The following is a 26,018-nucleotide window of genomic DNA, read 5'->3' on the forward strand; positions in this document are numbered from 1 at the left end:
GAGGCCTCAGGTTGGCTTGCTGCGCACGGATGGACGTGCGCGCACCTTGCCCGCCGACAGGCACACCACCTCGGAGATTTGCAGGAGTTGCCGCGCCAGCGGGCTGGTCTTGCGCCAGACCATGCCGATGGTGCGCGACGGCTGCGGGTCGCGGAAGCGCGCGAGCGAGACCGAGGCCGATCGCGTCTCAACTGACACCGCCATCTCGGGGATCAACGTGACGCCGATGCCGGCGCTGACCATCTGGACCAGCGTCGACAGCGAATTGGCATCCAGCATCTCGCGTGGCGGCGCCGATTGCATGTTGCAGAATGACAGCGCCTGATCGCGGAAGCAGTGCCCCTCTTCGAGCAACAGCAGCCGCATCTCGCGCATCATCTCCCGCGACGGTGCCGGCGTTCCCTCATCCGCACTCGGCCGCACCAGCAGGAATTTTTCCTCGAACAGGGCGACCTCGGTGAGCGAGGGCTCGGACACCGGCAGCGCCACGATGGCGGTATCGAGCCGACCCTCCACCAGTTCCTGAATCAGCCGCGGCGTCATCGTCTCGCGCACGCGGATGTCGAGCTCCGGATGCATGCGCGTCAGATTCTTGGTGATCGTCGGCAGCAGATAGGGCGCGATCGTCGGAATCATGCCGATGCGCAGCCGTCCGGAGAACCGGTCCTGCGAGGCGCGGGCGAAATCGCCGAGCTCGTCGACCGAGCGCAAGATGTCGCGGACGCGCTGCGCGAGCTCCTCGCCAAATCGGGTCAGCGCCACCTGCCGGGCGCTGCGCTCCAGCAGCAGACCGCCGAGCGCCTCCTCCAGCTCCTTGATCTGCATCGACAGGGCAGGCTGCGAGATCGAGCAGGACTCAGCCGCGCGGCCGAAATGACTGTGACGGGCCAGGGCGTCGAAATACCGGAGCTGGCGCAGCGTGAGGTTTAGCATCAGAAAATCTTATCGCTGCGATCATTAAAGTCAACTTCCCCTGATCGAACGTGAAGCTTAGAGTGTTTCTACCTGGTCAAAGGCGCGAGTTCGACGCCACCAGAGGAGGTATTCATGGACGACACTTCAAAGTGCCCGTTTTCGGGTGGAAAACGTGTGCCGGCGAACCGCGATTGGTGGCCGACCCAGCTCAGCATCGAGATGCTGCACAAGAATTCCGCCAAGTCCGACCCGATGGACAAGGACTTCGACTACGCCAAGGAATTCAAGTCGCTCGACCTGAACGCGGTCATCAAGGACCTGACCGCTCTGATGACGGAATCGCAGGAATGGTGGCCCGCCGACTTCGGTCACTACGGCGGCCTCATGATCCGCATGGCCTGGCACAGCGCGGGCACCTACCGCACCACCGACGGTCGCGGTGGCGCCGGCGCCGGACAGCAGCGTTTCGCGCCGCTCAACAGCTGGCCCGATAACGCAAATCTCGACAAGGCACGCCGTCTGCTCTGGCCGATCAAGCAGAAATACGGCCGCAAGATTTCCTGGGCCGATCTGATGGTGCTGGCGGGCAACGTCGCGCTGGAGTCGATGGGCTTCAAGACCTTTGGCTTTGCCGGCGGCCGCGTCGACGTCTGGGAGCCGGAAGAGCTCTATTGGGGTCCGGAAGGCACCTGGCTGGGCGATGAGCGCTACAGCGGCGAACGCCAGCTCGCCGAGCCGCTCGGCGCGGTGCAGATGGGCCTCATCTACGTCAATCCGGAAGGCCCGAACGGCAAGCCGGATCCGATCGCCGCGGCCAAGGACATTCGCGAGACCTTTTTCCGCATGGCGATGAACGACGAGGAAACCGTCGCACTGATCGCCGGCGGCCACACCTTCGGCAAGACCCACGGCGCCGGCGATCCGTCGCTGGTCGGACCGGAGCCGGAAGCGGGCGCGCTCGAAGATCAGGGCCTCGGCTGGAAGAGCAAGCACGCGTCGGGCATTGGCGGCGATTCCATCACCAGCGGTCTCGAGGTGACCTGGACCACGACGCCGACGAAGTGGAGCAACAACTTCTTCGAGAACCTGTTCAAGTACGAATGGGAGCTGACTAAGAGCCCGGGCGGTGCGCAGCAGTGGACGGCCAAGGGCGCCGAGGCGATCATTCCCGATGCCTTCGACAAGTCCAAGAAGCATCGGCCGACGATGCTGACGACCGACCTCTCGCTGCGTATGGATCCGGCCTATGAGAAGATCTCGCGCCGCTTCCTCGAGAATCCCGATCAGTTCGCGGACGCCTTCGCCCGTGCCTGGTTCAAGCTCACCCATCGCGACATGGGTCCGGTGGTGCGCTATCTCGGTCCGCTGGTGCCGAAGGAAACCCTGATCTGGCAGGATCCGATCCCTGCTGTGAATCACGAGCTGGCCAGCGAGCAGGATATCGCCTCGCTGAAGACCAAGATCCTGGCCTCGGGTCTGTCGGTCTCGGAGCTGGTCTCGACCGCCTGGGCGTCGGCCTCGACGTTCCGCGGCTCGGACAAGCGCGGCGGCGCCAACGGCGCGCGTATCCGCCTCGCCCCGCAGAAGGATTGGGAAGTGAACGAGCCGGCTCAGCTCTCGAAGGTCCTGGGCAAGCTCGAAGCGATCCAGAAGGACTTCAACGCGTCATCCGGTGCGAAGAAGGTCTCGCTGGCGGACCTCATCGTGCTCGGCGGCACCGCCGCGGTCGAGAAGGCCGCCAAGGATGCCGGCGTCGACGTCAAGGTCGGCTTCACGCCGGGCCGCATGGATGCCTCGCAGGAGCAGACCGACGCCGCTTCGTTTGCTCCGCTGGAGCCGCGGGCCGATGGCTTCCGCAACTTCATCGGCAAGCGGCAGCAGTTCATGATGCCCGAGGAGGCTCTGGTCGATCGTGCGCAGCTGCTCCGGCTTACCGGCCCGGAGATGACGGTGCTCGTCGGCGGTCTGCGCGTGCTCGGTGCCAATGCGAACGGTTCGAAGAACGGCGTCCTCACCTCGAAGGTGGGAACGCTGAGCAACGACTTCTTCGTCAACCTGCTCGACATGAGCACGCAGTGGACGCCGGCCGGCACCGACGGCACCTATGAGGCCCGCGACCGCAAGACCAACGCGGTCAAGTGGACCGGCACGCGCGTCGACCTGATCTTCGGCGCACACTCGCAGCTTCGCGCCTACGCAGAGGTCTATGCCACGTCGGATTCCAAAGAGCAGTTCGTCAAGGACTTCGCCAAGGCCTGGACCAAGGTGATGAACCTCGATCGCTACGACATCGCGGCCTGATTCCAAAGTTCGGCAAGCGACAAACAAAAAGGGCGGCCGCGAGGCCGCCCTTCGTGTTTCTGGCAGGTAGCGAGATTTACTCGCCGGCCGCTTCGCGCGCGGGCTGCTGGCTCTCGCCCTTGCCCTCGAGGTCTTCGCCGGTCTCCTGGTCGACCACCTTCATCGACAGGCGGGTCTTGCCGCGGTCGTCGAAGCCGAGCAGCTTGACCTTGACCTTGTCGCCTTCCTTGACGACGTCGGAGGTCTTCTGCACTCGCGCCGAGGCGAGCTGGCTGATGTGGACAAGGCCGTCCTTGGAGCCGAAGAAGTTCACGAAAGCGCCGAACTCCATCACCTTGACGACGGTGCCGTCATAGATCTGGCCGACTTCCGGATCGGAGGCGATCGACTTGATCCACTTGATCGCGGCCTTCATCGCCTCGCCGTCGCTGGAGGCGACCTTCACGGTGCCGTCGTCCTCGATGTTGACCTTGGCGCCGGTCTTCTCGACGATCTCGCGGATCACCTTGCCGCCGGTGCCGATCACTTCGCGGATCTTGTCGGTGGCGATCTTGAAGGTCTCGATGCGCGGCGCGTATTCGCCGAGCTCGGCGCGGGCGTTGGTGAGCGCCTTCGACATCTCGCCGAGGATGTAGATACGCCCATCCTTAGCCTGACCGAGCGCGACCTTCATGATCTCCTCGGTGATGCCCTCGATCTTGATGTCCATCTGGAGCGAGGTGATGCCCTGCTCGGTACCGGCGACCTTGAAGTCCATGTCGCCGAGATGGTCCTCGTCACCGAGGATGTCCGAGAGAACCGCGAAGCGCTTGTCTTCGAGGATCAGGCCCATTGCGATGCCCGCGGTCGGCCGCTTCAACGGCACGCCGGCGTCCATCAGCGCGAGCGAGGCGCCGCAGACCGATGCCATCGACGAGGAGCCGTTGGATTCGGTGATCTCCGACACCACGCGCGTGGTGTAGGGGAATTCGTGGTGCGGCGGCAGCACCGGGTGGATCGCACGCCAGGCGAGCTTGCCGTGGCCGATCTCGCGGCGCTTGGTACCGCCGAGGCGGCCGGTCTCACCGACCGAGTAGGGAGGGAAATTGTAGTGCAGCAGGAACGTCTCTTTGTACGTTCCCGACAGCGCGTCGATGTACTGCTCGTCCTCGCCGGTGCCGAGCGTGGTCACGACCAGCGCCTGGGTCTCGCCGCGGGTGAACAGCGCCGAACCGTGGGCGCGGGGCAGCACGCCGACTTCGGCGACGATGTTGCGCACGGTCTTGGAATCGCGGCCGTCGATGCGCTTGCCGGTGTCGAGAATGTTCCAGCGAACGATCTTGGCTTCGAGCTCCTTGAACACGCCGCCGATGCGCAGCTTGTCGTATTTCGGCTCTTGGCCTTCCGGGAAGTAGTGCGCGATCACCTTTTCCTTGACCTTGCCGACCGCGGCGTAGCGATCCTGCTTGACCGGAATGGCGTAGGCGGCGCGCAGTTCCTGCTCGACCATGCCGAGCATTTCCTTTTCGAGCGCCGAATTGTCGATCGCGGTGACCTCGCGCGGCTCCTTCGCGGCCTTTTCGGCGAGCTCGATGATCGCGTTGATCACCGGCTGGAAGTGGCGGTGACCGAACATCACGGCGCCGAGCATGATCTCTTCGTTCAGCTCCTTGGCTTCCGATTCCACCATCAGCACGGCGTCCGCAGTGCCGGCGACGACGAGGTCGAGCTGAGTGTCGACCATCTCGTCGAGCGTCGGGTTGAGGATGAACTCGTCATTGGCGAAGCCGACGCGCGCGGCGCCGATCGGGCCCTTGAAGGGAGCGCCCGACAGGGTCAGCGCAGCCGATGAGGCCACCAGCGCGACGATATCGGGATCGTTCTCCATATCGTGCGAGAGCACGGTCACGATCACCTGGGTCTCGTTGCGCCAGCCGTCGACGAACAGCGGACGGATCGGACGGTCGATCAGGCGGGAGACCAGCGTTTCCTTCTCGGTCGGACGACCCTCGCGCTTGAAATAGCCACCGGGAATGCGGCCGGCTGCGTAGGTCTTCTCCTGGTAGTCGACGGTCAGTGGCAGGAAGTCGACGCCTTCACGCGGTGACTTCGCGGCAACGACGGTGGCGAGCACCACGGTCTCGCCGTAGGTCGCGACGACGGCGCCGTCGGCCTGGCGGGCGATCTTGCCGGTTTCAAGCTTGAGAGGGCGTCCACCCCAGTCGATCTCGACTGAATGCTTATTGAACATAGAGGTCTTCTTTCATGGGTTCTCGAAAGAAGGACGGGTCGAAAAACAAAAACCATGCGCAAGATTGCGGGACGTTGATCGAAGCGGGCGATCAGCGTCCTGCGATCCTGCCATGGTTTTTGGATTTCGGATGGCGTCCATCCCTTCGGGTCATACGGGCGCCTTGCCCGTTGTGCCCAGCCGCCGGATTGCTGCTGGACTGTCAGTCGGCACGAACGCGAACACCGAAGCGCGGTGTTCGCCCATCATGCCCGGATGCTCGCCGTCAACGGCTCGCATCCGACGCGCACGCAGCCTCGACGAAAAACCTTTAAACAAACGCTTTCGTTCGAAATCACGCGCGAAAACGCGCGCCGGTTGGCGCGCGCAAGAACTCTTAACGACGAATGTTGTGCTTCTCGAGCAGCGCCTTGTAGCGCGCCTCGTCCTTCTTCTTCACATAGTCGAGGAGCGAGCGGCGGGTCGAGACCAGCTTCAAGAGACCGCGACGCGAATGATTGTCCTTCACGTGGGTCTTGAAATGGTTGGTGAGGTTGGCGATGCGTTCCGACAGGATCGCGACCTGAACCTCTGGCGAGCCGGTATCGCCGGCCTTGTTGGCATTCGTCTTGATGACTTCCGCTTTGCGTTCTGCGGCAATCGACATCGTCAATTTCTCTCGTTGCGATCGGCGCTGGCAGTCAGGCCGGTCAGGTTGAACACACGCTTGGGGATGATTTCGCCATTGCCGACTTCGGCAAGCGCGAGAAGCCGGCCTGCCACCGTGACATAGACTGTGCCGCTACAAGTGGGCGCATCCCGTCCGCGCAACAAAACGGCCTGGCCCCGATGGAGCCTTGCCGCATCAGCCCGAGTGACGGCCAGTGCCGGGATGTCGTCCAGCGCGGTCTCAACGGGCATAAGCGCGTCGGCGAGGCTACCCTCGCCGGACGCGGCTCTATCGCACAAAGCCTCCAGCTGATCCAGCGGAATCATGTCGTTCTCGCCAAATGGGCCGACCAGGGTCCGCCGCAGTGCGCAGATATGGCCGTAAGTGCCGAGAATCCGGCCCATATCGCGGGCCAGCGCGCGGACATAGGTGCCCTTGCCGCACTCGGCCTCGAACACGGCCCGGTCGCTATCCGGTTGATCTACAAGGCTTAATCGGTGAATCTCGACCGGGCGCGAGGCCAGTTCCACGATCTCGCCGTCGCGGGCGAGGTCGTAGGCGCGCTCGCCCTGGACCTTGATCGCGGAATAGCGCGGCGGGATCTGCTGGATCACCCCGGTGAAACGGGGCAGCAGGGCCTCGATGGCCTCCCGAGTCGGGCGCTGGTCCGAGGTTGCGGTCGCCCGGCCCTCGATGTCGTCGGTGTCGCGCTCCTCGCCCCAGCACACCGTGAACCGGTAGCGCTTGCGGCCGTCCATGACGAAGGGGACGGTCTTGGTGGCCTCGCCGAGCGCGATCGGCAGGCCGCCGGAGGCCAGCGGATCTAGCGTGCCGGCATGGCCGGCGCGTTTGGCGTTGAACAGGCGCTTGAGCACGGCAACGGCCTGCGTCGAGGTCATGCCGATCGGCTTGTCGAGCACGACCCAGCCGTGGACGTCGCGACGGTCGCGGCGCGGCTGGTTGCCCTTCTGCTTGTTGGCGCGCGGATCGTTGTTGACGCGGCGCGGCTCTTGAGCGGGCTGAGAATTGCCGCTCATGTCCGCAAAATTATTCTTCTGCACGTCGAGCTGATCGGCCTCTTCGCCGCCGATCGTGCCGTGAGCCGGGTCCATCGTCATCGTTCTTCTTCCCGATCCGTATCCGGATCCTGTTCCAGGTCCTTCTGCACCGCGGGTGTTCGCAAAAGCTTCTCGATCCGTTCCGCTTCGTCGAATCGTTCGTCGACGCGGAAGCGAAGGTCAGGTGCAAATTTCAAGTTAACGCGCCGCGCGACCTCGCCGCGCAGGAATTTCTTGTTGCGCTCGAGCGCAGCGAGGACGATCTCGGTGTCGCGGCCACCGAGCGGCATCACGTAGACTGTTGCGAGCTTCAGGTCGGGCGACATCCGCACCTCCGGCACGGTGATGATGTGACCTTCGAGGTCAGCATCATGCACGCTGCCTTGCGCCAGAATCTCGGCTATCGCATGGCGAACCTGCTCGCCGACCCGCAACTGACGTTGCGAGCCGCCAGACGCGGAACTCTTTTTTTGATGATGGCGGGGCATGGTCTGAAAATCACCTCGTCATGCCCGCTTTTGGGACACGGGCATTGTCATTTGTCTTGCTGAAACGAAGAGGGGTGGATGGCCGGAAAAAATCCGGCCATCGTACTCCCGCAATTCAGTTCAAAAAAGATCCAGGCGCTTCGGTAAGATTTGGACTTACAGGGAGCGCTGGATCGTCTCCACGCGGTAACACTCGATGACGTCACCGGCGCGCATGTCGTGATAGTTCTCGAAGGCCATGCCGCATTCCTGACCGGACTGGACTTCCTTCACTTCGTCCTTGAAGCGCTTCAGCGTCGACAGCTTGCCTTCGTGCACGACGACGTTGTCGCGGATCAGGCGCACGTTGGCGCCGCGTTCCACGGTGCCGTCGGTGACGCGGCAGCCGGCGACCTTGCCGACCTTGGAGATGTTGAAGATCTCCAGGATCGCGGCATTGCCGAGCATGGTTTCCCGCAGGGTCGGCGCGAGCAGGCCGCTCATGGCCTTCTTCACGTCGTCCACGAGGTCGTAGATGATGTTGTAGTAGCGGATCTCGATGCCGTTGCGCTTGGCGGCCGCAGCGGCCTCCTTGTTCGCACGAACCGAGAAGCCGATGATCGCGGCGTTGAAGCCCTCCGCGAGCGTCACGTCCGATTCCGAGATGCCGCCGACACCCGCATGCAGGATGCGCGCGGCGACTTCGTCGGTGCCGAGCTTCTCCAGCGAGCCGAGGATCGCTTCCAGCGAGCCCTGCACGTCGGCCTTGATGATCAGCGGGAATTCCTTGCGGCCCGCCGTCTTCAACTGCGACATCATCTGCTCGAGCGAGCCGCGCATGCCGGAGATCGAGGCAGCCGCGTTCTCGCGCTTCTGGTGCGCGCGGTAGCTGGTGACCTGGCGGGCGCGGGCTTCGTTCTCGACCACGGCGAGACGATCGCCGGCTTCCGGCGGACCGTTGAAGCCGAGCACCTCGACCGGCACGGATGGACCTGCCTCCTGCACCGTCTCGCCCTGATCCGAGATCAGCGCGCGGACGCGGCCCATTTCGGCGCCGGCGACGATGATGTCACCGACACGGAGCGTGCCGCGCTGGACCAGAACGGTCGCGACCGGACCGCGGCCACGATCGAGCTTGGCTTCGATCACGGTGCCTTCGGCCGGACGATCCGAATTGGTCTTGAGGTCGAGGATGTCGGCCTGGAGCGCGATCATCTCGAGCAGCTTGTCGAGATTCGTCTTGTTCTTCGCCGACACTTCGACATCGACGACTTCGCCGCCGAAGGATTCGACCTGCACCTCGTGCTGGAGCAGCTCGGTGCGCACGCGCTCGGGCTTGGCGTCGGGCTTGTCGATCTTGTTGATGGCAACAATGATCGGCACCCGCGCCGCCTTGGCGTGGTTGATGGCTTCGATCGTCTGCGGCATCACGCCGTCGTCGGCCGCAACCACCAGCACGACGATGTCGGTCACCTTGGCGCCGCGCGCGCGCATCGCGGTGAACGCGGCGTGGCCGGGCGTGTCGATGAAGGTGATCTTCTTGCCGCTTTCGGGCGACAGCACCTGATAGGCGCCGATATGCTGGGTGATGCCGCCGGCTTCGCCGGAGACCACGTTGGCATGACGAAGCGCATCGAGCAGCGAGGTCTTGCCGTGGTCGACGTGACCCATCACCGTCACCACCGGCGAGCGCGGCTCGGTGTCGGTCGAATCGTCGATGGCGTCGAACAGGCCTTCTTCAACGTCGGACGCGGCAACGCGCTTGACGGTGTGACCAAGCTCCTCGGCGATCAGCTGCGCAGTGTCGGCATCGATCACGTCGGTGATCTTGTGGATCGCGCCCTGCTTCATCAGCATGCGGATGATTTCCACCGCGCGCTCCGACATGCGGTTGGCGAGCTCCTGGATGGTGATCGCTTCCGGAATGACCACCTCGCGGATGAGCTTTTCCTTCGGCTCGTTCGCGGCATGGCCCTTCAGGCGCTGGGTGCGGCGGCGGAACGAGGCGATCGAGCGCTCGCGGACGTCGTCGGCATTGAAGGCGGTGACGACCGTCAGGCGGCCGCGCTCCTTCTGCGGGCCGGGCTTGTGGGTGGGCTTGGGAGCGACCACAGGCCGCGCAGCGCCGCCGGGGCCGCGACGGATCTGGCGCGGACCGTCGTCCTCGTCCGGTCCGGCTGCGACGGCGGGGGCGCGGCCCACCGGGCCTCCCGGCCGCTGCGTGGTCGTTCCGGGTCGCGCGGTCGTTGTTCCCGGGCGTGCCGTGGTGGTTGTGCCGGGTCGCGCCATCGGCGCTCCGGGCCGCGCTGCAGGAGCGGCCGAGGTCCCCGTTGCAGGGCGCGCCACAGATTGCGGCTGCTCGCCTTCGCCAAAACGCTTCTTGGCCTCGGTTTCGGCCTTCCGCTTGGCTTCCTCCTCGTGACGGTGACGCTCCTCCTCGGCCTTGCGGCGGGCTTCGGCGGCCTCACGATCAGCACGCTCGGCGCTTTCGCGGACCGCGCGGCGCTGGGCCTCTTCCTCGGCATGGCGGCGCTCTTCGACTTCGCGCACCTTGGCATCGGCCAGCGCGCTGGCGCGGGCGGAACGTTCGTCCTCGGTCAGCGTGCGCAGCACCACGCCGGAGCCGGCGTTGCGCGGCGGCGCGGGGCGTGCCGGGGCAGGCTTGGGCGCGGCGGCCGGCGCGGGCTTCGCCACTTCGGCCACCTGCGGTTCAGGGCTGCCGTCGACACGGCGCTTGCCACGCTTCTCGACCACGACCTGCTTGCTACGGCCATGACTGAAGCTCTGGCGCACGGTGCCCGTTTCGACGCGCGGCTTGAGCGATAGCGTCTTGCTCGGAACGCTCAGCTTCTTGTCGCCAGGGGTCTTGGTATCAACCATTAAGCAGTCCTAATCCTGATCTTGTTGTCTTGTGCGTTGCCGCACCGTGCTATCGGGTGGTCGTTGTCTCTCAGAAATCCTGGCCGGGCTTTTCGGCAGTCCTGTCAGCGTCCGCCATCCGGTATCGGACCAGCATCTGGCTACGTGACAGGAATGACTTGCTCGCCGGGCCCGCGAGCAGGGCAGCATGTATCACATTTGACCGGGTAAGTGCCAAATCCAATTCTGTCGATTTTAGTGCAGTGACGACGGGAATCTCCGGCTTGGCGCCGCGATTTCCCTCATTTTGACGCGCCAGCATGTCCAATTTGCGGATTCCGTCCGCGGCCCCGTCGCTGGCATGGATCAGGACCTCGACCGTACCCTCCCGAAGCGCGCTTTCGACCTTGCCGAAACCGGCGACGATCTGGCGCGCCTTGGCCGCAATCCCAAGGGCTTCGACCACGCTCCGGACCAGGAGCGCCTCGAGGTCGGCGGGAAACGTCTGAGGGATGCGCAGCTCGCGCTTGAAGGCTTTCGTAAAATGGTGACGCCGAACGGCTTCCGCAACCACCTCGCGCGAGGCGGTGACCCACATGCCGCGTCCGGGCAGCTTGCGCTTGAGATCGGGAACTATGTGCCCTTGCGGCGAGACGACGAAGCGGATCAGCTCGTCGATCGGCCGGACCTCGCGGCTGACCGCACACATCCGCACGGTCGCGGACCTTTCGGTCCGCGGTCCATGGTCGAGTTCGGGGTCAGTATCGGCGAGCATCCGGGTGACATCCTCCTTCGCCCTAAGCCGGCTGATCTTCGGTCGCCTCGGCCTCTTCAGCAGGCTTGGCGAGATCGGCCTCGGTGATCCATCCGGCCTTGACGCGGGCCTGCATGATCATCGCTTCAGCATCGTCACGGGAGATCTCCAGGCCATCGAGCGCGCCCGGATATTTGGTCTGCTCGCCGCCTTCCTTGCGCTCGGTCCAGCCGACCAGATCGTCCGTGGCGCAACCGGCGAGGTCGTCGACCGTCTTGATGTCGTTCTCGCCGAACTTCACCAGCATCTTCGAGGTGACGCCGGGCACGTCCTTCACGGCGTCCTCGACGCCGAGTTCCTTGCGCCTGGCCTCGAGCTCGGCTTCCAGCTGTTCGAGATATTCCCGGGCGCGGTTCTGGAGTTCCTGCGCGGTCTCCTCGTCGAAACCTTCGATGCCGGCGAGTTCCTTGACGTCCACCATCGCGAGTTCCTCGACCGACGTGAAGCCTTCGGACGCCAGCAACTGGCCGACCACTTCGTCGACATTGAGCGATTCCATGAAGACGCGGGTGGAGTTCTCGAAGTCGGCCTGGCGGCGCTCCGATTCCTCCTGCTCGGTCAGGATGTCGATGTCCCAGCCGGTGAGCTGCGAGGCCAGACGCACATTCTGGCCGCGGCGGCCGATCGCCAGCGAGAGCTGGTTGTTGGTGTCGGGCACGACGACCTCGATGCGCTCGCGGTCTTCGTCGATGACGACCTTGGAGACTTCGGCCGGCGCCAGCGCGTTGACCACGAAGGTCGCGATGTCGGGCGACCAGGGGATGATGTCGATCTTCTCGCCCTGCAATTCGTTCACCACCGCCTGCACGCGCGAACCGCGCATACCGACGCAGGCGCCGACCGGATCGACCGAGGAATCACGAGAAATCACGCCGATTTTTGCGCGCGAGCCGGGATCGCGGGCGACCGCCTTGATCTCGACGATGCCGTCATAGATCTCGGGCACTTCCTGCGCGAACAGCTTTGCCATGAACTGCGGATGGGTGCGGGAGAGGAAGATCTGCGGCCCGCGGGTCTCGCGGCGGACATCGAAGATGTAGGCGCGGACGCGGTCGCCGTTGCGGAACACTTCGCGCGGCAGCATCTCGTCGCGGCGGATGATGGCCTCGCCGCGGCCGAGATCGACGATCACACTGCCATATTCGACGCGCTTGACGACGCCGTTGACGATGTCGCCGATGCGGTCCTTGAATTCCATATATTGCCGGTCGCGCTCGGCTTCGCGCACCTTTTGCACGATCACCTGCTTGGCGGATTGCGCGGCGATGCGGCCATATTCCAGCGGCGGCAGGGTGTCGGCGATGGTGTCGCCGACCTGGGCACCGGGATTGGCGCGCTGCGCATCCACCAGCGAAATCTGGTTGGAATGGTTTTCGACCGTCTCGACCACCAGCATGTGGCGCGACAGCCGCAGCTCGCCCTTCTTCGGGTCGATCTCGGCGTGAACGTCGGTCTCGCTGCCGTAGCGGGCCCGCGCCGCCTTGGCGATGGCATCCTCCATCGCCGCGATGACGATGCCGCGGTCGATCGATTTCTCGCGCGCAACGGCGTCGGCGATCTGAAGCAATTCAAGTCGATTGGCGCTGACTGCCATGGCTAGTCTCCTTCGTCAGGATCGATTTCGCCCCGTCGCGCGCGTTCGGCGGCCAGGCGATGTTTCTTGGTATTGGTCGGAGCCGGCTTCTTCGTCGCGGCCGGCGTCGGTTTCTTAGTCGGCTTGGTGTTCTTGGTCGTTTTTTCGCTGATGCTGGCGTGCGGCGCCGCCGGCGGCTCGAGGCCGAGATTGCGGCGCATTTCGCGGGCCTGGGCCTTGCCGCGGCGCATGGATTCCGCGATCAGCTCGTCCGTCAGCACCAGCCGTGCCTCGGCGATGTCTTCCATCGTCAGGAGAACGTCGGCAGCCTCGCCCGCCTTGATGTCGTCGCGATGCAGATGCACGCGGTCGCCTTCGACGGGGCCGATCGTGCCGCGGAACCGCTTCCGCCCCTCATGGGCGACAGCCATTTCGACCTTCACCAGATGGCCGGCATAACGCTCGAAATCGGAGCGGCGCACCAGCGGGCGGTCGATCCCCGGTGAGGAGATTTCCAGCCGATAGGCGCGATCGACGGGATCGGCGACGTCGAGCACGGGCGACAGTGCCCGCGAGATCGCCTCGCAATCCTCGATCTGCATCGAGCCGTCCGGCCGCTCTGCCATAACCTGCACGGTGCAGCCGGATTCCCCGGAAATGCGGATCCGCACCAGGCGGTAGCCCATGCCTTCGAGCACCGGCCCCGCGACCGCGGACACCCGCGCCGCGACGCCCGGCTCGACCACGAGCCTCGGCTCGGCCAGCAATTCGGCATCCGTGGAACCAGGGTTCGGTTCGGTCATGTCAGAGGTCAAGGCGCTCGGTATGGTTAAGGCTTGGTTAAGCTTTCAAGCCCGCTTCGGAACTCTCCCGACAGATCGGCGGGCCGCACATCTTCCACCAGGCCGCGTTCAGGTAATAAAAAAGAGCGGGTCCTTTCGGGCCCACTCTCACTACGCGGATCGTATGAGAAGATGAATTGCCGGTGATATAGCCCTTTCCGCCCTCTCGGACAAGGCCCATTGCACGGCGCGCGAGGCTTTTTGCGCCCGCTGTGCGGCCCGCTGGCGCAACGCTTCCTTCACCTCCAAGGCCTAGATTCCCTGATTGTGGGGCGGCTTGGACCAGGGCGTACCCGCGGCGTGCCCCCTACGAGTTTGCGTTTTCATGACCGTTGCCACGTCGCTCATTCCCGGACTGGACGATATCGTCAAACGCGGCGACCCGCGGCGTCGCGGCGAGATCGCGCATGCCATTTCCCAACTGTTCTTTCAGGACGCCGAGAACCTCCGTCCCGATGTCATCGATCTCTTCGACAATCTGCTGATCGATCTCGTCCCGCATGCCGAGCTCGCCTCGCGCGTCGATCTCGCCGAACGCTTCTCGCGCCTGAACAACGCGCCGCGGCGTCTCGTGAGCGAGCTCGCGCGCGAAAACGAAATCGCGGTGGCGGGCCCCGTGCTGCGCCATTCGCCCGTGCTCGACGACGCCGCTCTCGTCGAAATCGCGCGACTGAAGGGCCAGGGACATCTGCTGGCGATGAGCGAACGCCCCACGCTGTCGGCTGTCATCACCGACGTGCTGGTCGAGCGCGGCGATCGCGACGTGGTGCGCCGCGCCGCGGGCAATGCCGGCGCGGTGTTCTCGCTTGGCAGCTATTCGGAGCTGATCAAGCGTGCCGCGCAGGATGGCGTGCTGACGCTCAGGATCGGCCAGCGCAGCGATCTTTCGGGTGAGAACCTGAAACAGCTTCTCGACGGTACGCTCGACGTCATCCGCCGTCGCCTCTCGAGCGTGGTCAATCCCGTGCGCCAGGTCGAGATCACGCGCGCCATGGCGGCCATCGAGGAAGCCACGCTGCCGCCGGGCCCGCGTCGCGATTTCTCGGGAGCGCAACGTACGGTGCTGGCCTTGCATCGCGGGGGCCATCTTGGCGAGAGCGCGCTGTTTGGCTTCGCGAAGGCCTACAAATACGAGGAGGCGATCGCTTCGCTCTCGGCGATGTCCGGAGTCCGCCTCTCGGTCCTCGACCGCCTGATCACGGGCGACCGCTACGATCCAATCCTGGTTCTGGGGCGTGTGCTGAATGTCAGCTGGCCGACGGTGCGGGCGCTGATCCTGATGTGGCACGGCCCGAATCGCACGCCAGCCGATGCCGATCTTGAGCAGGCGCGCGCGAATTTCACGCGCTTGATGCCGACGACCGCCGAGCGCGTCGTGAATTTCTGGCGCAACCGGCAGACGATCTAGACCCGCCTGAACCGCAGATACGCCGCCTTGCGCCCCTCGCGCGTGGCCTTTCGGCCGTAGCGCGTCATCGTGTATCCGGCCCACGGCAGGCGAAAATCATCGGCGCGCTCCGCGAGCCAGACAAAGTCCTGCGAGCGCGACAGATGCGACAGCGTCCAGGCGCAGTAATCGTCGATGTCGCAGACGAAACGAAATTCGGCGCCGGCTTTCAGCACGCGCGCCATCGCGGCGATGGTCCGGTCCTGGACGAAGCGCCGCTTCCAGTGCCGCCGTTTCGGCCAGGGATCGGGATGGATCAGGTCAATCCGCGACAGCGAAGCTTCCGGCAGCCAGGCCAGGAGCTCGGCGGCATCGCCTGCGAACAGGCGGATGTTGCCGATCTCGGCGGCCTCGATCTGCGCGAGGATCTTCGCCATGCCGTTGACGTAAGGCTCGCAGCCAATGAAGCCGGTTGTGGCGAAGGTCTGCGCTTCCGCCGCAAGATGCTCGCCGCCGCCGAAGCCGATCTCGAGCCGCAAATCGTCGGCTGCGGGGGCGAAGATCTCGCGGGCATCCGCCGGTGCTGCGCGGTCGATGGCGAGCGCAAGACGCGGCAGCAGATGATCGATCAGCTCGGCCTGGTGCTGCCTGAGCTTGTGGCCCTTGCGGCGTCCGAAGAAGGCGCGCTCGCTGTCCTCGCGATCCGGATCTGATTTGCGCTCACTCATCGTAGCGTCTGGTAGAGGCGGTGGAGCAGCCGCGCGCGCGGTGCGAGCGACGAGACATAGAGCTGCTCATAATGGGTGTGCGCGCCCTTGCCGTCGACGCCGAGCCCGTCGAGCGTCGCGGTGTGGGCGGCGGTGAAATTGCCGTCCGAGCCGCCGCCGGTGTGAACGTCCACCAGATCGAAGCCGATCTCCGTGGCAACCGTCTTTGCATGTTCGTACAGCGAAGCGCCTGCATTGCTCTTCTCGTAAGGCGGACGATTGAGCCCGCCCGTGACCTTGACGGTGACGCCATCTGTCTTCGATGTCAAAGCGAGGATCTTGCCGACGAATTCATCCGCGTCCTTGAAGCTCGGCACGCGCAGATCGATTTCAGCATAGGCTTCTTCCGGCGTCACGTTGGGCCGCGTGCCGCCGCGCACCACGCCGACATTGACGGTGACGCCGCGCGCCAGATCGTTCATCGCCTCCAGCGCCAGGATGACGTTGGCAAGCTCGCGGATCGCGCTGCGGCCATCCTGGGGCCGCGTGCCGGCATGCGCGGGCACGCCCTTGATGAACACTTCGAATCGCCCGACGCCCTTGCGACCGGTGACGATCTTGCCGCCCTCGCGCGCCGGCTCCGTCACCAGCACGTACTTCGCCTTGCGCCCTTCGGTCTCGATGAGTGCGCGAGAGGTGGGGCTGCCGATCTCCTCGTCCGAAGTGAACAGATGGGTGATGCCGAGCGGCCGGCGATCGGCCGTGGCGCAAAGCGCGCGAAAGGCGTGGTGGGCGATGTAGGCGCCGCCCTTCATGTCGTAGATGCCGGGACCGAACGCGCTGTCGCCTTCGACCTTGAACGGCAGGCGCTCGATGAATCCCATGGGGTGAACGGTATCGAGGTGGCTCAGCACCAGGATGCCCGGCCGGTCCTGGCCCCAGGTCGAGCGCGCCACGAGATGATCGCCGCAACCATCGACACCGGCGATGCGCTCGAGCGTAACAGGGAGATCGCGGTATTGCTCCGCGACCATCGAGACGAGCTTGTTGACCTGTTCAGGCGTGTCCGTTGGCGTCTCGACCTCCACCCAGCGGCGGATGCCATCGAGAATAGTTTGAGAATCGAACCAATTGGAGCTGGCCATGGGCGCATCTGTGCCTTTGAATCGCATCATCAAGGAGGACGCGCATCAAAGCGCGGCCACAAATGACGACATAGGCCAGATTTGACGCAGTCTCAAATCGGATTGAGATGGCGCGTCAGCGCTTGTCGGGGCCTTCGCGGGCCGCAATCTGCTCGACGAGATCGACGATCGAGCGGCGCATCTTCGAATCGGTGATTCGGGTGAACGCCTTGGTCAAAGCGAGTCCTTCGGAAGTCGCGAGGAAATCCGAGACGTAAGACGGCGATGCGCCTTCTGCGAAGCCGTCCGGCCCCGCCACGCCGCTCGGACCGCCCTCGAACAGGAAGGACACCGGCACCTGGAGAATTTCGGCAATTTGCTGGATGCGGCTCGCGCCGACCCGGTTTGTGCCCTTCTCGTATTTCTGAACTTGTTGGAAAGTCAGGCCCAAAGCTTCACCGAGCTTTTCCTGGCTCATGCCCAACATGATGCGGCGCATCCGCACGCGACTGCCGACATATTTGTCAACAGGGTTGGGCGCTTTCGACATTTCCTCAGCCCTCCAAACATCACCTTCGGCGCAATCAGGAATGCCTGAGGTGTAAGCAACGTCAAAATCAGACCCTGTTATTGGGAAACATTGCGGAGAAATTTAGCAATACCCACTGTCTTTTGCAGCCGGTGCAGAATGAGGAGGCCGCGTGCAGTCTGTCAACCGTGGGACTACGGTTGTCAAAAGCTATCGGCCGCGGCTGCGTGATCAGGGACGCCGTTTGGCAACACGTCGGCGGACCGCCAGAAACACGGCGAGCGCGACAAACATGGCCGCGGGGACATCGCCCACGCGCGCATAGATAGTCGGCGGGATCGCGGCGGGCAGATTTGCATCCAAAATGCCTTCGATCCCGAGACCGAGGCTGGCGACGATGCGTCCCACCGGATCGATCACTGCGGAAACGCCGGTATTGGCGGAGCGAACTAGCGGCAATCCGAGCTCGATCGCGCGCATCCGCGCCTGTTCGAGGTGTTGGTAGGGACCGGTCGAAATTCCGAACCAACCGTCATTGGTGAGATTCACGATCCAGCCCGGACGTTCATTGCGTCCGGCCACCTCGCCGGGAAAGATTGCTTCGTAGCAGATCAGCGGCAGCGCGGACGGCGCGCCGGGGACCGGCAGCGCATGGCGCACGGTGCCGGCAATGAAGCCGCCGCGCACACGCGTGAGTTGCTCGAAACCGAGCTTCTCCATCAGGCCCTGGTAGGGAAGAAACTCGCCGAACGGCACCAAATGCAGCTTGTCGTACATAGAGAGCACGCTGCCGTCGTGGTCGATCACGTAGATCGAATTATAGGCGCGTGTGATCGGCGTGCCCCGCGGCAGGTCGGGCGCGCGGACAGAGCCCGTGATCAGCACCGTGCCCTTGGGCAGAAGCTCCGCGATTTGCGCCATCGCATCGGCTTCGCGAGTCAGGAAGAACGGAAAGGCGGATTCCGGCCAGATCAGGATGGTGGCATCGCGCACGCCGGTCGATTGCGGTCCGGAGGCGCGGTCCGACAAGGCCAGATATTTCTTCATCACCTCCGCCTTGGCGGCGTAGTTGAATTTCGCGTCCTGCTGGAGATCCGGCTGCATCAGGCGCAATTTGGGGCCCGCGACCATCGTGGTCGGATGCAGCGACAGGCGGATCGCGCCGAAGATACTCATGACCAGCAGGAGCGCCAGGGCCGCGGCCGGTGCGCGCCACGCCAGGCGGCGATCGGGCGTGCGGTCGATCAGCGCCGCGGGGCTTGCGAAGATCGCAACCGTCAGGAACGTCATGCCCCACAGGCCGATCAGCGACGCCGTTTGTGCCAGCGGCAGCGGCTCGGACAGCGCATAGCCGAACGCGTTCCAGGGAAAGCCGGTCAGCGCATGACCCCGCAGCCATTCCGTGATGGTGAGGCTTGCCGCGAGCGCAAGCACGCGCGTCGCGTTCTTGGTCCAGAGCAGGCGGGCGAGCGCAAAGCCCATTGCCGTGAAGATCGACAGATAGGCCGGCAGGCCCAGCACGGCGAACGGCGTCAGCCAGGCGAATACATCGGCGTCGACGAAGAAGGCGTAGCCGATCCAGTAGAGGCCGGGCACGAAATAGCCGAGGCCGAACCAGTAGCCGGTAAGCGCCGCGGCGGGGACGCCGCGATATCGTCCGGCGCCGGCGCCGTCGATCAGCCAGACCAACACCGGGAAGGTGATGAACAGTACCGGGAAGGCGTTGAACGGCGCCAGCGCCAGCACCGAGAGCGCGCCGGCAGCCATCGCGACGAGCGCGCGCTTCCATCCCCAGGTCAGGATGATGGCAAGCGCGATCTGGCGAAATCGCTGGAAAGGGCTCACTGCGGACCGGTCCCGTCGCTTGGCGGCGGGGTGGGCGTGTCGCTGGCCGTCGGCTGGCTGCCATCCGGCGCAGCCTCGCGGCGCCGGCTCTCGCGCTGGGTGCGCGGCGCGGGACGCTCCTTTCGCGTCGAGATCCGCAGTCGCTTGACCCGGCGCGGATCGGCATCGAGCACCTCGATCTCGTAATGGCCGGGGCCCGAGATCACCTCGCCGCGCACCGGCAGGCGCCCGACGAAGCTGACGAGATAGCCGCCCAGCGTCTCCACTTCCTCGCCGGCCTCGCCGGTGACGAAGTCCTCGCCGATCACGGTGCGGACGTCGTCGAGGCTGGCGCGGGCGTCGGCGATGAAGGCGTTGTCGGGCAACCGCACGATCGAGGGCGGCTCGTCGCTGTCATGCTCGTCGTCGATCTCGCCGACGATCTGCTCGACGATGTCCTCGAGCGAGACCAGGCCGTCGCTGCCGCCATATTCGTCGACCACCAGCGCCAGATGGATGCGGGTGGCCTGCATCTGCGCAAGCAGGTCGATCGCCCGCATCGACGGCGGCACGTAGAGCAGCTTGCGGATGATGCGCGCTTCCTCGAGCGGCAGCGCGAGATCGACCGTACGCAGATCGAGCCCGGCCGGCAGCGGTTTCTTGCGCTTGGTTTTCGTGACCCCCGACACGCGCGCACGCGCGGTCATGAAGGCGAGCAGATCGCGGATATGGACGATGCCGACGGGATCGTCGAGCGTCTCGTTGTAGACCACGAGGCGCGAATGGCCGGCGCTCTCGAAACGGTCCATCAACTCGCCGAGCGGGATGTCGCGCTTGACCGCGACGATGTCGGCGCGATGCACCATGACGTCGGCGATGCGACGCTCGTGCAGGCCGAGGATGTTGCGCAGCATGGTGCGCTCGACCGTCGAGAAGCCGGTGTCGTCGGGCGTCGTGGCGTCGAGCACGACCTGGAGGTCGTCGCGCACCGAACCTGCCTTCCAGCCGAACAGGCTGCGAATGGCACGCAGCAGCCAGCCCTCCGCGGTCGGGCGCATCACCTCGCCTGAGGTCACCACGACCGGTAAATTGGCCGTGTTGCGCGGATTGTCGTGAGTCGGGTCCGAATCCGGCATCTCAATGCGTCCCTGGGCGGTCGGCATAGGGGTCGGGAATGCCGAGATGAGCCAGGATCTCTCGTTCGAGCGCTTCCATTTCCTCGGCGTCGTCTTCGTTTTCGTGGTCGTAGCCGACCAGATGCAGGAAACCGTGCACGGCGAGATGGCTCAAATGATGATCGAACGGCTTTTGTTCCTCGTCCGCCTCACGCCGCATGGTCTCGTAGGCGATCGCGATGTCGCCCAGCATGCGCGGCGCATCGCCAGGCTTCCAGTCGCCTTCCGGCTGCAGCGCGGGAAACGACAGCACGTTGGTCGGCTTGTCGATGCCGCGCCAGTTGCTGTTCAGGGTGCGGATGCCGGCATCATCGGTCAGCATCACCGCCACTTCCGCCTCCGCAACGTCTTCGTCGACATTCTCGGCGGCGGCCGCCACGGCGCGCTGGATCACGGCTTCGGATTCGGGCTCCCGCTGCCAGCAATCGGCGACGACGAGGACCTCGGTGATGGGAAGGTTGGGGTGTGACATTGTCCTTGTTCCGAACGAAGGGGCGCCGTGTCCGCGCCCATATGGTCCGGTTGCTGTCTCGTCAGGATTTACCGGCGGCCGGCCGCTGCGGCGACCCTTCGTAGGCGGAGACGATCCGCGCCACGAGCTCGTGGCGGATCACGTCTTCGGCCTTGAAATGAACTTGCGCAATGCCTTCGACGCCGCTCAGCAGGCGCGTCGCCTCGGCGAGGCCCGAGGTCTGGCCGTTCGGCAAGTCGATCTGCGAGGGATCGCCGGTGACGATCATGCGGCTGTTCTCGCCAAGGCGGGTCAAGAACATCTTCATCTGCATGGACGTGGTGTTTTGCGCCTCGTCCAGGATGATGGCCGCGTTGGTCAGCGTGCGACCGCGCATGAAGGCGAGTGGCGCGATCTCGATCTCGCCGGTCTGCAGCGCGCGCTCGACAATGCGCGCGTCCATCAGGTCATAGAGCGCGTCGTAGATCGGGCGGAGATAAGGATCGACCTTCTCGCGGAGATCGCCGGGCAAAAAGCCGAGCCGCTCGCCGGCTTCCACCGCCGGGCGCGACAGGATGATCTTGTCGACTTCCTTGCGCTCGAATAGCTGCGCGGCATGCGCGACCGCGAGCCAGGTCTTGCCGGTGCCGGCGGGGCCGATGCCGAACACCAGCTCGTGGCGCTTCAGCGCGCGGATATAGGAATCCTGCGCCGCCGTGCGCGCACGCACCGGGCGCTTGCGCAGATTGATGCTGTCGAAGGTGGATTTGGCCGACTTGGCATCGAACTCGAACAGCGAGCCCTGCGCGATCACGGCACGGATCGCGCCCTCGACCTCGCCCTGGTCGAGATCCTGTCCCTTCACGGCCTGGGCGTAGAGCGTCTCCAGCACCCGGCGCGCGGCATCGCAGCCGTCGCGCGAGCCGCCAATCGTGATGTGGTTGCCCTTGGAATCGACGACGACGCCAAGCCGCCGTTCGATCTGTGCCAGATGCTGGCCATAAGGGCCAACTAGCGCGGACGCGGCGCGGTTGTCGTCGAAATCGATGACGACCTGGGTCTCGGGCGGAACCTGCATGTCGCGGTCAAATTTGCGGCTGGGAGCGATGGAAGAAGACGAATCCGATGCGCTTTTGGGCAAGGGTTCAGGCTCCAGTGGCGATGGGCGATAAAGCGGGCTCGTGCGCCATGGCGAGCTCACCGAGGAAGCTGTAGCGTTCGAGACTGTCGATCCGGACCGGCAGGATCTGTCCGATGATGTCCGGGGAGGCCATCACATGCGCGGGCTGGAGGAAGGCGGTGCGGCCGACGATCTGGCCGTCCTTGCGGGCCGGGCGCTCGAACAGCACATCGACCGTTGAGCCAATCGCAGCCTTGTTGAAGGCCGATTGCTGGCTGTCGATCAGTTCCTGGAGCCGCTCCAATCGCTGGTCCATCTCGGAGGGGGACACCGTCTCCTGCATGTCCGCGGCCGGCGTTCCCGGCCGGGCGGAGTATTTGAACGAATATGCCGCAGCGTAGCCGATTTGCGTGACAAGCGCGAGGGTCGCGAGAAAATCTTGCTCGCTCTCGCCGGGGAAGCCGACGATAAAATCTGATGAGAAAGCAATGTCTTGGCGTGCGGACCGGAAACGGTCGACGACACGCCGATAATCATCGGCGGTATGTTTCCGGTTCATGGCAGCCAGAATCCGGTCCGAGCCCGACTGCACCGGCAGGTGCACGAACGGCATCAAGGCATGGAGATCGCGATGGGCTGCAATCAGACTGTCATCGACATCGCGCGGATGGCTGGTCGAATAACGCAGCCGCGCGACGCCCGGGAGCGCCGCGAGGTGCTCCAGCAGCCTGCCGAGCGGCCAGCTTTTTCCGTCCGGTCCCTCGCCGTGATAGGCGTTGACGTTCTGTCCGATCAGCGTGAGCTCGCGCACGCCGTTCTCGGTGAGCCGCTTCACGTCGTCGACGATCTTTGTCACCGGCCGCGAGACTTCCGAGCCACGCGTGTAAGGCACGACGCAGAAGGTGCAGAACTTGTCGCAGCCTTCCTGCACCGTGACGAAAGCGGAAATGCCGCGGGCGCGGATCGCGCCGGGCTTGGGCTGGGCCAGGAAGCCGAACTTGTCCTGAGCCGGGAATTCGGTCTCGATGGCGCGGCCTTCATTGCCGGCGCGCTTCAACAGCTGCGGCAAATGATGATAGCTCTGCGGTCCCACCACGACGTCGACCGCGGGTGCACGGCGCACGATCTCCTCGCCCTCGGCCTGTGCCACGCAGCCTGCGACCGCGATCTGCATGGTACGCCCGTCGCGCGCGGCGGCGTCCTTGGCGACGCGCAGGCGGCCGAGCTCCGAATAGACCTTTTCCGAGGCCTTCTCGCGGATATGGCAGGTGTTGAGGATGACGAGGTCGGCGTCATCAGCGCTGGCCGTCTCCACGAATCCTTCCGGGGCCAGCGTGTCCACCATGCGCTGGGCATCGTAGACGTTCATCTGGCAGCCATATGATTTGATGTGCAGCTTGCGCGGCGGCGTCATGGAATCCGGAATTGAGGTGGAGGACCGCCCTCAGATATAGGCTGGGGAGGCGAAAATCCAGCGATTGGCGCCCTTTGGGCTGTCATTCCGGGGCGAGCGCTGGCGGGAAGTGCGGAATCCCGCCAAAACCTCGGGATTCCGGGCGTGTGCGTGTCCCGGCAGCCGCCAGCTGCACTCAGAAAATACCCTGAATCAGCCCGCCAGGGTGTCCGCCGCGACCCGCCGGACCAGCTCCGGCAATTGCCGCATATCGTCGAACGTCAATCCGGCCCCGGCGGCCCGGAGCCTTTCAGCGTGGCCCGGCGGGCAATGGCTGCCACCGTGAAAGCCCAGCACGGTCATCCCGGCGGCATGCGCGCCGGTCACCCCGGGGACGCTGTCCTCGATCACGAGGCACCGCTCCGGCGCGACTTTCATCTGCGCGGCGGCGAACAGAAAAAGATCGGGCGCGGGCTTGCCGCGCGCGACCTGGCTCGCGGAAAAGATGTTCGGCGCAAGCAGATCGTAGAGACCGGCGCAGGTCAGGCCATGATGGATCTTCTCCGGCGTGCCGCTCGACGCAACGCATTTGGGCAAATCGATTGCGCCAATCGCTGCGGCCACATGGGTGATCGGCTGCAAATCGCTGGCATAAAATTGCAGCGTCGCAGCATTCACTTGGCTTTCGAGATCATCGGGAAGATTGCGGCCGATCTCCTGTTCGACCATTCGCCGTGCATCTTTCTCGGATACGCCGAGGAAGCGGACCAGCACCTGCTCCGATGTGATCGGATAGCCGTGCCTCGACAGCACATCTGCATGCGCGCGACAGGAGATCACCTCGCTGTCCACGAGCACGCCGTCGCAATCGAAGATGACGAGATCGATCGCCACTTAACTTGTGGGTTTGTCGTCGTCGAGCGGGACGCAATAGAGTTCGAGCCGATGATCGACCAGCTTGTAGCCGAGCTTGCGGGCGATCTCCGCCTGGAGCTTCTCGATCTCCTCGGAGGTGAACTCGATCACCTTGCCGTCGCGCAGGTTGATGAGGTGGTCGTGATGGCTGTCGCGCATCTGCTCGTAGCGCGCGCGGCCTTCGCGGAAATCATGGCGCTCGATGATGCCCGCATCTTCGAACAGCTTGACGGTCCGATACACGGTCGAGATCGAGATCTTGTCGTCGACCGCGACACAGCGGCGATATAGTTCCTCCACATCGGGATGATCGACCGCCTCCGCGAGCACGCGGGCGATGACACGACGCTGCTCGGTCATGCGCATGCCTGTGGCGGCACAGCGCGCCTCGATGCCGGACGCCTTGGAAGCGGGGGAAGGTTTAAGACCAGTCATGTGATGTCCGCCTGACGGGGCGCTTTCTGCCATCAATGTTACGACAAGTCACGTCGCATCAGAAGTGCGTTCAATTGTTCCCCGTTCGGCTGCTTATAGTAGCGTTCGCGGCGTCCGACCACCATGAATCCGGCTCGGTCGTAGAGCCGCCGCGCCGGCTGGTTATTTTCCTCGACCTCAAGAAATATTGTGCGCACGCCGCGTCCTGCCAGGTGGCCGAGATGGGTCATCAGCAGCGTGCGAGAGAGGCCGCGGCCGCGATGGGCCTGATCGACCGCGATCGAGAGAATCTCTGCTTCGTCTGCGCCGATCCGCGACACCGCGAAGCCCACGGTCTTGCGGCCGAGCCGCAACCGGTGCACCAGCGTGTTGCGCTCGCTGAGCATGCTCTCGAACTCGCCTTCGCCCCAACCGCGCGCGAAGGAGGCGCCGTGGAGTTGCGCAAGCCGTGCGACGTCGCGCGCGACAGCCGGCTCGACGACGGCCGTACCGCCGCGCCACCATTCCGACAACCATTTCATCGTGAGCTTGCGGCTTGTGCTGCAAGCGGCAGTTGTGCGGGCGGCTTTGCGTCGGGCGCCCGCAGATAGAACGGCCGCGCCGGATTTGTCGCGGGATCGGCGGCGGCGCCAAGCCATGCGACCCAGCCGATGTCGGGCGCGGGCTGCGCGTCGACCGCGACCGGCTGCGGCATATCTTTCGGCCAGCGCTCGGCGAGGATCTTCGCGGCATTGCCGACCAGATGCGGCGCGCCGAATTGCGACGCCGCGATCGCCTCGTCGATGGGAGCGACGCCCGGCCGCACCAGCTGACTGCCGTCACCGGCCACGATCTGGAAATAGACGTGGTCGTGCCGCGCGTCGATCGCCGAGATCACCGGCGCCGCTCCGCTCTGGCCGACGACGGCGGCGGCATAGGCCGACAAGGTGGTCAGGCCGACGGCGGGCCGCTTCGCAGCAAGCGCAAGGCCGCGGGCGGCCGAAATGCCGACGCGCAGGCCGGTGAAACTTCCGGGGCCCATGGTGACCGCGATGCGCTCGAGCGCTGTGAAGGCGAGGTTGGCTGACTGCATCACGCGCGCGATCATCGGCATCAGCGCTTCGGCGTGGCCGCGCTTCATCAGAAGCTGCTCCTGCGCGAGGAGCTGGCCGGCATCGGTGTCGAGAACGGCAACCGCGCACGCTTCCAGCGCGGTATCGATGGCAAGGATCAGCATGGAACGATGGTAGCACCATCCGTCATGGAATGCT

Annotated in this window: 23 protein-coding genes; 2 read left to right on the top strand and 21 right to left on the bottom strand. The window is 64.8% G+C overall.

Annotated elements, in window-relative coordinates; translation table 11 throughout:
* Positions 1-6 precede the first annotated feature (6 nt).
* Entirely contained in the window at positions 7-933 is a 927-nt protein-coding gene (locus IVB13_RS11600) for a hydrogen peroxide-inducible genes activator (protein WP_018455793.1), read from the bottom strand.
* Between the two features lie 114 nt (positions 934-1,047).
* On the opposite strand from IVB13_RS11600, the gene katG reads away from it, so the two are divergent.
* Positions 1,048-3,216, top strand: a complete 2,169-nt coding sequence (katG, locus tag IVB13_RS11605) for a catalase/peroxidase HPI (RefSeq protein ID WP_026233027.1) — start codon at positions 1,048-1,050, stop codon at positions 3,214-3,216.
* 76 nt (positions 3,217-3,292) lie between these two features.
* Here katG and pnp read toward each other — a convergent pair whose 3' ends face one another.
* The 8 genes from pnp to rimP form a co-directional block, all read right to left on the bottom strand.
* On the bottom strand, positions 3,293-5,446 hold the full coding sequence (gene pnp, locus IVB13_RS11610; RefSeq protein WP_018455795.1) for a polyribonucleotide nucleotidyltransferase: 2,154 nt from the start codon (positions 5,444-5,446) through the stop codon (positions 3,293-3,295).
* A 376-nt stretch (positions 5,447-5,822) separates the two neighbouring features.
* Positions 5,823-6,092: a 30S ribosomal protein S15 gene (gene rpsO, locus IVB13_RS11615; RefSeq protein ID WP_007598346.1), complete on the bottom strand. Its 270-nt coding sequence runs from the start codon at positions 6,090-6,092 to the stop codon at positions 5,823-5,825.
* A 2-nt stretch (positions 6,093-6,094) separates the two neighbouring features.
* Positions 6,095-7,213, bottom strand: coding sequence for a tRNA pseudouridine(55) synthase TruB (gene truB / locus IVB13_RS11620; protein WP_018455796.1), 1,119 nt, complete (start codon positions 7,211-7,213; stop codon positions 6,095-6,097).
* The gene (rbfA, locus tag IVB13_RS11625) at positions 7,210-7,641 is read right to left on the bottom strand and encodes a 30S ribosome-binding factor RbfA (protein ID WP_026233028.1); all 432 of its coding nucleotides are present in this window, start codon (positions 7,639-7,641) and stop codon (positions 7,210-7,212) included. Before rbfA ends, truB begins: the two co-directional genes overlap by 4 nt.
* 156 nt (positions 7,642-7,797) lie before the next feature.
* Positions 7,798-10,500 (bottom strand): translation initiation factor IF-2, encoded by a 2,703-nt coding sequence (gene infB / locus IVB13_RS11630; protein WP_018455798.1) that lies wholly within the window; start codon positions 10,498-10,500, stop codon positions 7,798-7,800.
* Positions 10,501-10,570: 70 nt separating this feature from the next.
* A complete protein-coding gene (locus tag IVB13_RS11635) occupies positions 10,571-11,254 on the bottom strand; it encodes an RNA-binding protein (RefSeq protein WP_018455799.1) in 684 nt (227 codons plus the stop codon).
* A 22-nt stretch (positions 11,255-11,276) separates the two neighbouring features.
* Entirely contained in the window at positions 11,277-12,887 is a 1,611-nt protein-coding gene (gene nusA / locus IVB13_RS11640) for a transcription termination factor NusA (protein WP_007603900.1), read from the bottom strand.
* A 2-nt stretch (positions 12,888-12,889) separates the two neighbouring features.
* Positions 12,890-13,669, bottom strand: coding sequence for a ribosome maturation factor RimP (gene rimP, locus IVB13_RS11645; RefSeq protein WP_018455800.1), 780 nt, complete (start codon positions 13,667-13,669; stop codon positions 12,890-12,892).
* A gap of 364 nt (positions 13,670-14,033) precedes the next feature.
* Between rimP and IVB13_RS11650 the strand changes: the two genes are divergently transcribed.
* Positions 14,034-15,116: a DUF2336 domain-containing protein gene (locus IVB13_RS11650; RefSeq protein ID WP_018455801.1), complete on the top strand. Its 1,083-nt coding sequence runs from the start codon at positions 14,034-14,036 to the stop codon at positions 15,114-15,116.
* On the opposite strand, the gene IVB13_RS11655 is transcribed toward IVB13_RS11650, so the two are convergent.
* The 12 genes from IVB13_RS11655 to tsaB form a co-directional block, all read right to left on the bottom strand.
* Entirely contained in the window at positions 15,113-15,823 is a 711-nt protein-coding gene (locus tag IVB13_RS11655) for a tRNA (guanine(46)-N(7))-methyltransferase TrmB (RefSeq protein WP_018455802.1), read from the bottom strand. The two genes, IVB13_RS11650 and IVB13_RS11655, sit on opposite strands and share 4 nt — an antisense overlap.
* Positions 15,820-16,977, bottom strand: a complete 1,158-nt coding sequence (locus IVB13_RS11660; RefSeq protein ID WP_026233029.1) for a M20 family metallopeptidase — start codon at positions 16,975-16,977, stop codon at positions 15,820-15,822. Before IVB13_RS11660 ends, IVB13_RS11655 begins: the two co-directional genes overlap by 4 nt.
* 85 nt (positions 16,978-17,062) lie before the next feature.
* Positions 17,063-17,476, bottom strand: a complete 414-nt coding sequence (locus IVB13_RS11665) for a helix-turn-helix transcriptional regulator (protein WP_007598327.1) — start codon at positions 17,474-17,476, stop codon at positions 17,063-17,065.
* Between the two features lie 210 nt (positions 17,477-17,686).
* The gene (lnt, locus tag IVB13_RS11670; protein WP_018455804.1) at positions 17,687-19,300 is read right to left on the bottom strand and encodes an apolipoprotein N-acyltransferase; all 1,614 of its coding nucleotides are present in this window, start codon (positions 19,298-19,300) and stop codon (positions 17,687-17,689) included.
* Positions 19,297-20,415, bottom strand: coding sequence for a hemolysin family protein (locus tag IVB13_RS11675; RefSeq protein ID WP_026233030.1), 1,119 nt, complete (start codon positions 20,413-20,415; stop codon positions 19,297-19,299). Before IVB13_RS11675 ends, lnt begins: the two co-directional genes overlap by 4 nt.
* A gap of 1 nt (position 20,416) precedes the next feature.
* Positions 20,417-20,926 (bottom strand): rRNA maturation RNase YbeY, encoded by a 510-nt coding sequence (ybeY, locus tag IVB13_RS11680; RefSeq protein WP_018455806.1) that lies wholly within the window; start codon positions 20,924-20,926, stop codon positions 20,417-20,419.
* A 61-nt stretch (positions 20,927-20,987) separates the two neighbouring features.
* Complete coding sequence (locus IVB13_RS11685) at positions 20,988-22,046, bottom strand: PhoH family protein (RefSeq protein WP_081747794.1); 1,059 nt, start codon at positions 22,044-22,046, stop codon at positions 20,988-20,990.
* Positions 22,047-22,050: 4 nt separating this feature from the next.
* A complete protein-coding gene (miaB, locus tag IVB13_RS11690; RefSeq protein WP_018455808.1) occupies positions 22,051-23,439 on the bottom strand; it encodes a tRNA (N6-isopentenyl adenosine(37)-C2)-methylthiotransferase MiaB in 1,389 nt (462 codons plus the stop codon).
* 192 nt (positions 23,440-23,631) lie between these two features.
* Positions 23,632-24,312 carry an HAD family hydrolase gene (locus tag IVB13_RS11695; RefSeq protein WP_018455809.1) on the bottom strand — a complete coding sequence of 227 codons (681 nt, stop codon included), beginning with the start codon at positions 24,310-24,312 and terminating at the stop codon, positions 23,632-23,634.
* Complete coding sequence (locus tag IVB13_RS11700; protein WP_007598312.1) at positions 24,313-24,768, bottom strand: Fur family transcriptional regulator; 456 nt, start codon at positions 24,766-24,768, stop codon at positions 24,313-24,315.
* A gap of 38 nt (positions 24,769-24,806) precedes the next feature.
* The gene (rimI, locus tag IVB13_RS11705; RefSeq protein WP_018455811.1) at positions 24,807-25,289 is read right to left on the bottom strand and encodes a ribosomal protein S18-alanine N-acetyltransferase; all 483 of its coding nucleotides are present in this window, start codon (positions 25,287-25,289) and stop codon (positions 24,807-24,809) included.
* A complete protein-coding gene (gene tsaB, locus IVB13_RS11710) occupies positions 25,286-25,984 on the bottom strand; it encodes a tRNA (adenosine(37)-N6)-threonylcarbamoyltransferase complex dimerization subunit type 1 TsaB (protein ID WP_018455812.1) in 699 nt (232 codons plus the stop codon). Before tsaB ends, rimI begins: the two co-directional genes overlap by 4 nt.
* Positions 25,985-26,018: the final 34 nt, after the last annotated feature.

Origin of the sequence: Bradyrhizobium sp. 17, assembly GCF_023073515.1 — a bacterium.
GTDB lineage: Bacteria > Pseudomonadota > Alphaproteobacteria > Rhizobiales > Xanthobacteraceae > Bradyrhizobium > Bradyrhizobium canariense_D.

Excerpts from the sequence above, each read along its gene's own strand:
- IVB13_RS11600 (WP_018455793.1), bottom strand. The coding sequence starts at position 933 with ATGCTAAACCTCACGCTGCGCCAGCTCCGGTATTTCGACGCCCTGGCC.
- katG (WP_026233027.1), top strand. The coding sequence starts at position 1,048 with ATGGACGACACTTCAAAGTGCCCGTTTTCGGGTGGAAAACGTGTGCCG.
- pnp (WP_018455795.1), bottom strand. The coding sequence starts at position 5,446 with ATGTTCAATAAGCATTCAGTCGAGATCGACTGGGGTGGACGCCCTCTC.
- rpsO (WP_007598346.1), bottom strand. The coding sequence starts at position 6,092 with ATGTCGATTGCCGCAGAACGCAAAGCGGAAGTCATCAAGACGAATGCC.
- truB (WP_018455796.1), bottom strand. The coding sequence starts at position 7,213 with ATGACGATGGACCCGGCTCACGGCACGATCGGCGGCGAAGAGGCCGAT.
- rbfA (WP_026233028.1), bottom strand. The coding sequence starts at position 7,641 with ATGCCCCGCCATCATCAAAAAAAGAGTTCCGCGTCTGGCGGCTCGCAA.
- infB (WP_018455798.1), bottom strand. The coding sequence starts at position 10,500 with ATGGTTGATACCAAGACCCCTGGCGACAAGAAGCTGAGCGTTCCGAGC.
- IVB13_RS11635 (WP_018455799.1), bottom strand. The coding sequence starts at position 11,254 with ATGCTCGCCGATACTGACCCCGAACTCGACCATGGACCGCGGACCGAA.
- nusA (WP_007603900.1), bottom strand. The coding sequence starts at position 12,887 with ATGGCAGTCAGCGCCAATCGACTTGAATTGCTTCAGATCGCCGACGCC.
- rimP (WP_018455800.1), bottom strand. The coding sequence starts at position 13,669 with ATGACCGAACCGAACCCTGGTTCCACGGATGCCGAATTGCTGGCCGAG.
- IVB13_RS11650 (WP_018455801.1), top strand. The coding sequence starts at position 14,034 with ATGACCGTTGCCACGTCGCTCATTCCCGGACTGGACGATATCGTCAAA.
- IVB13_RS11655 (WP_018455802.1), bottom strand. The coding sequence starts at position 15,823 with ATGAGTGAGCGCAAATCAGATCCGGATCGCGAGGACAGCGAGCGCGCC.
- IVB13_RS11660 (WP_026233029.1), bottom strand. The coding sequence starts at position 16,977 with ATGATGCGATTCAAAGGCACAGATGCGCCCATGGCCAGCTCCAATTGG.
- IVB13_RS11665 (WP_007598327.1), bottom strand. The coding sequence starts at position 17,476 with ATGTCGAAAGCGCCCAACCCTGTTGACAAATATGTCGGCAGTCGCGTG.
- IVB13_RS11675 (WP_026233030.1), bottom strand. The coding sequence starts at position 20,415 with ATGCCGGATTCGGACCCGACTCACGACAATCCGCGCAACACGGCCAAT.
- ybeY (WP_018455806.1), bottom strand. The coding sequence starts at position 20,926 with ATGTCACACCCCAACCTTCCCATCACCGAGGTCCTCGTCGTCGCCGAT.
- miaB (WP_018455808.1), bottom strand. The coding sequence starts at position 23,439 with ATGACGCCGCCGCGCAAGCTGCACATCAAATCATATGGCTGCCAGATG.
- IVB13_RS11700 (WP_007598312.1), bottom strand. The coding sequence starts at position 24,768 with ATGACTGGTCTTAAACCTTCCCCCGCTTCCAAGGCGTCCGGCATCGAG.
- rimI (WP_018455811.1), bottom strand. The coding sequence starts at position 25,289 with ATGAAATGGTTGTCGGAATGGTGGCGCGGCGGTACGGCCGTCGTCGAG.
- tsaB (WP_018455812.1), bottom strand. The coding sequence starts at position 25,984 with ATGCTGATCCTTGCCATCGATACCGCGCTGGAAGCGTGCGCGGTTGCC.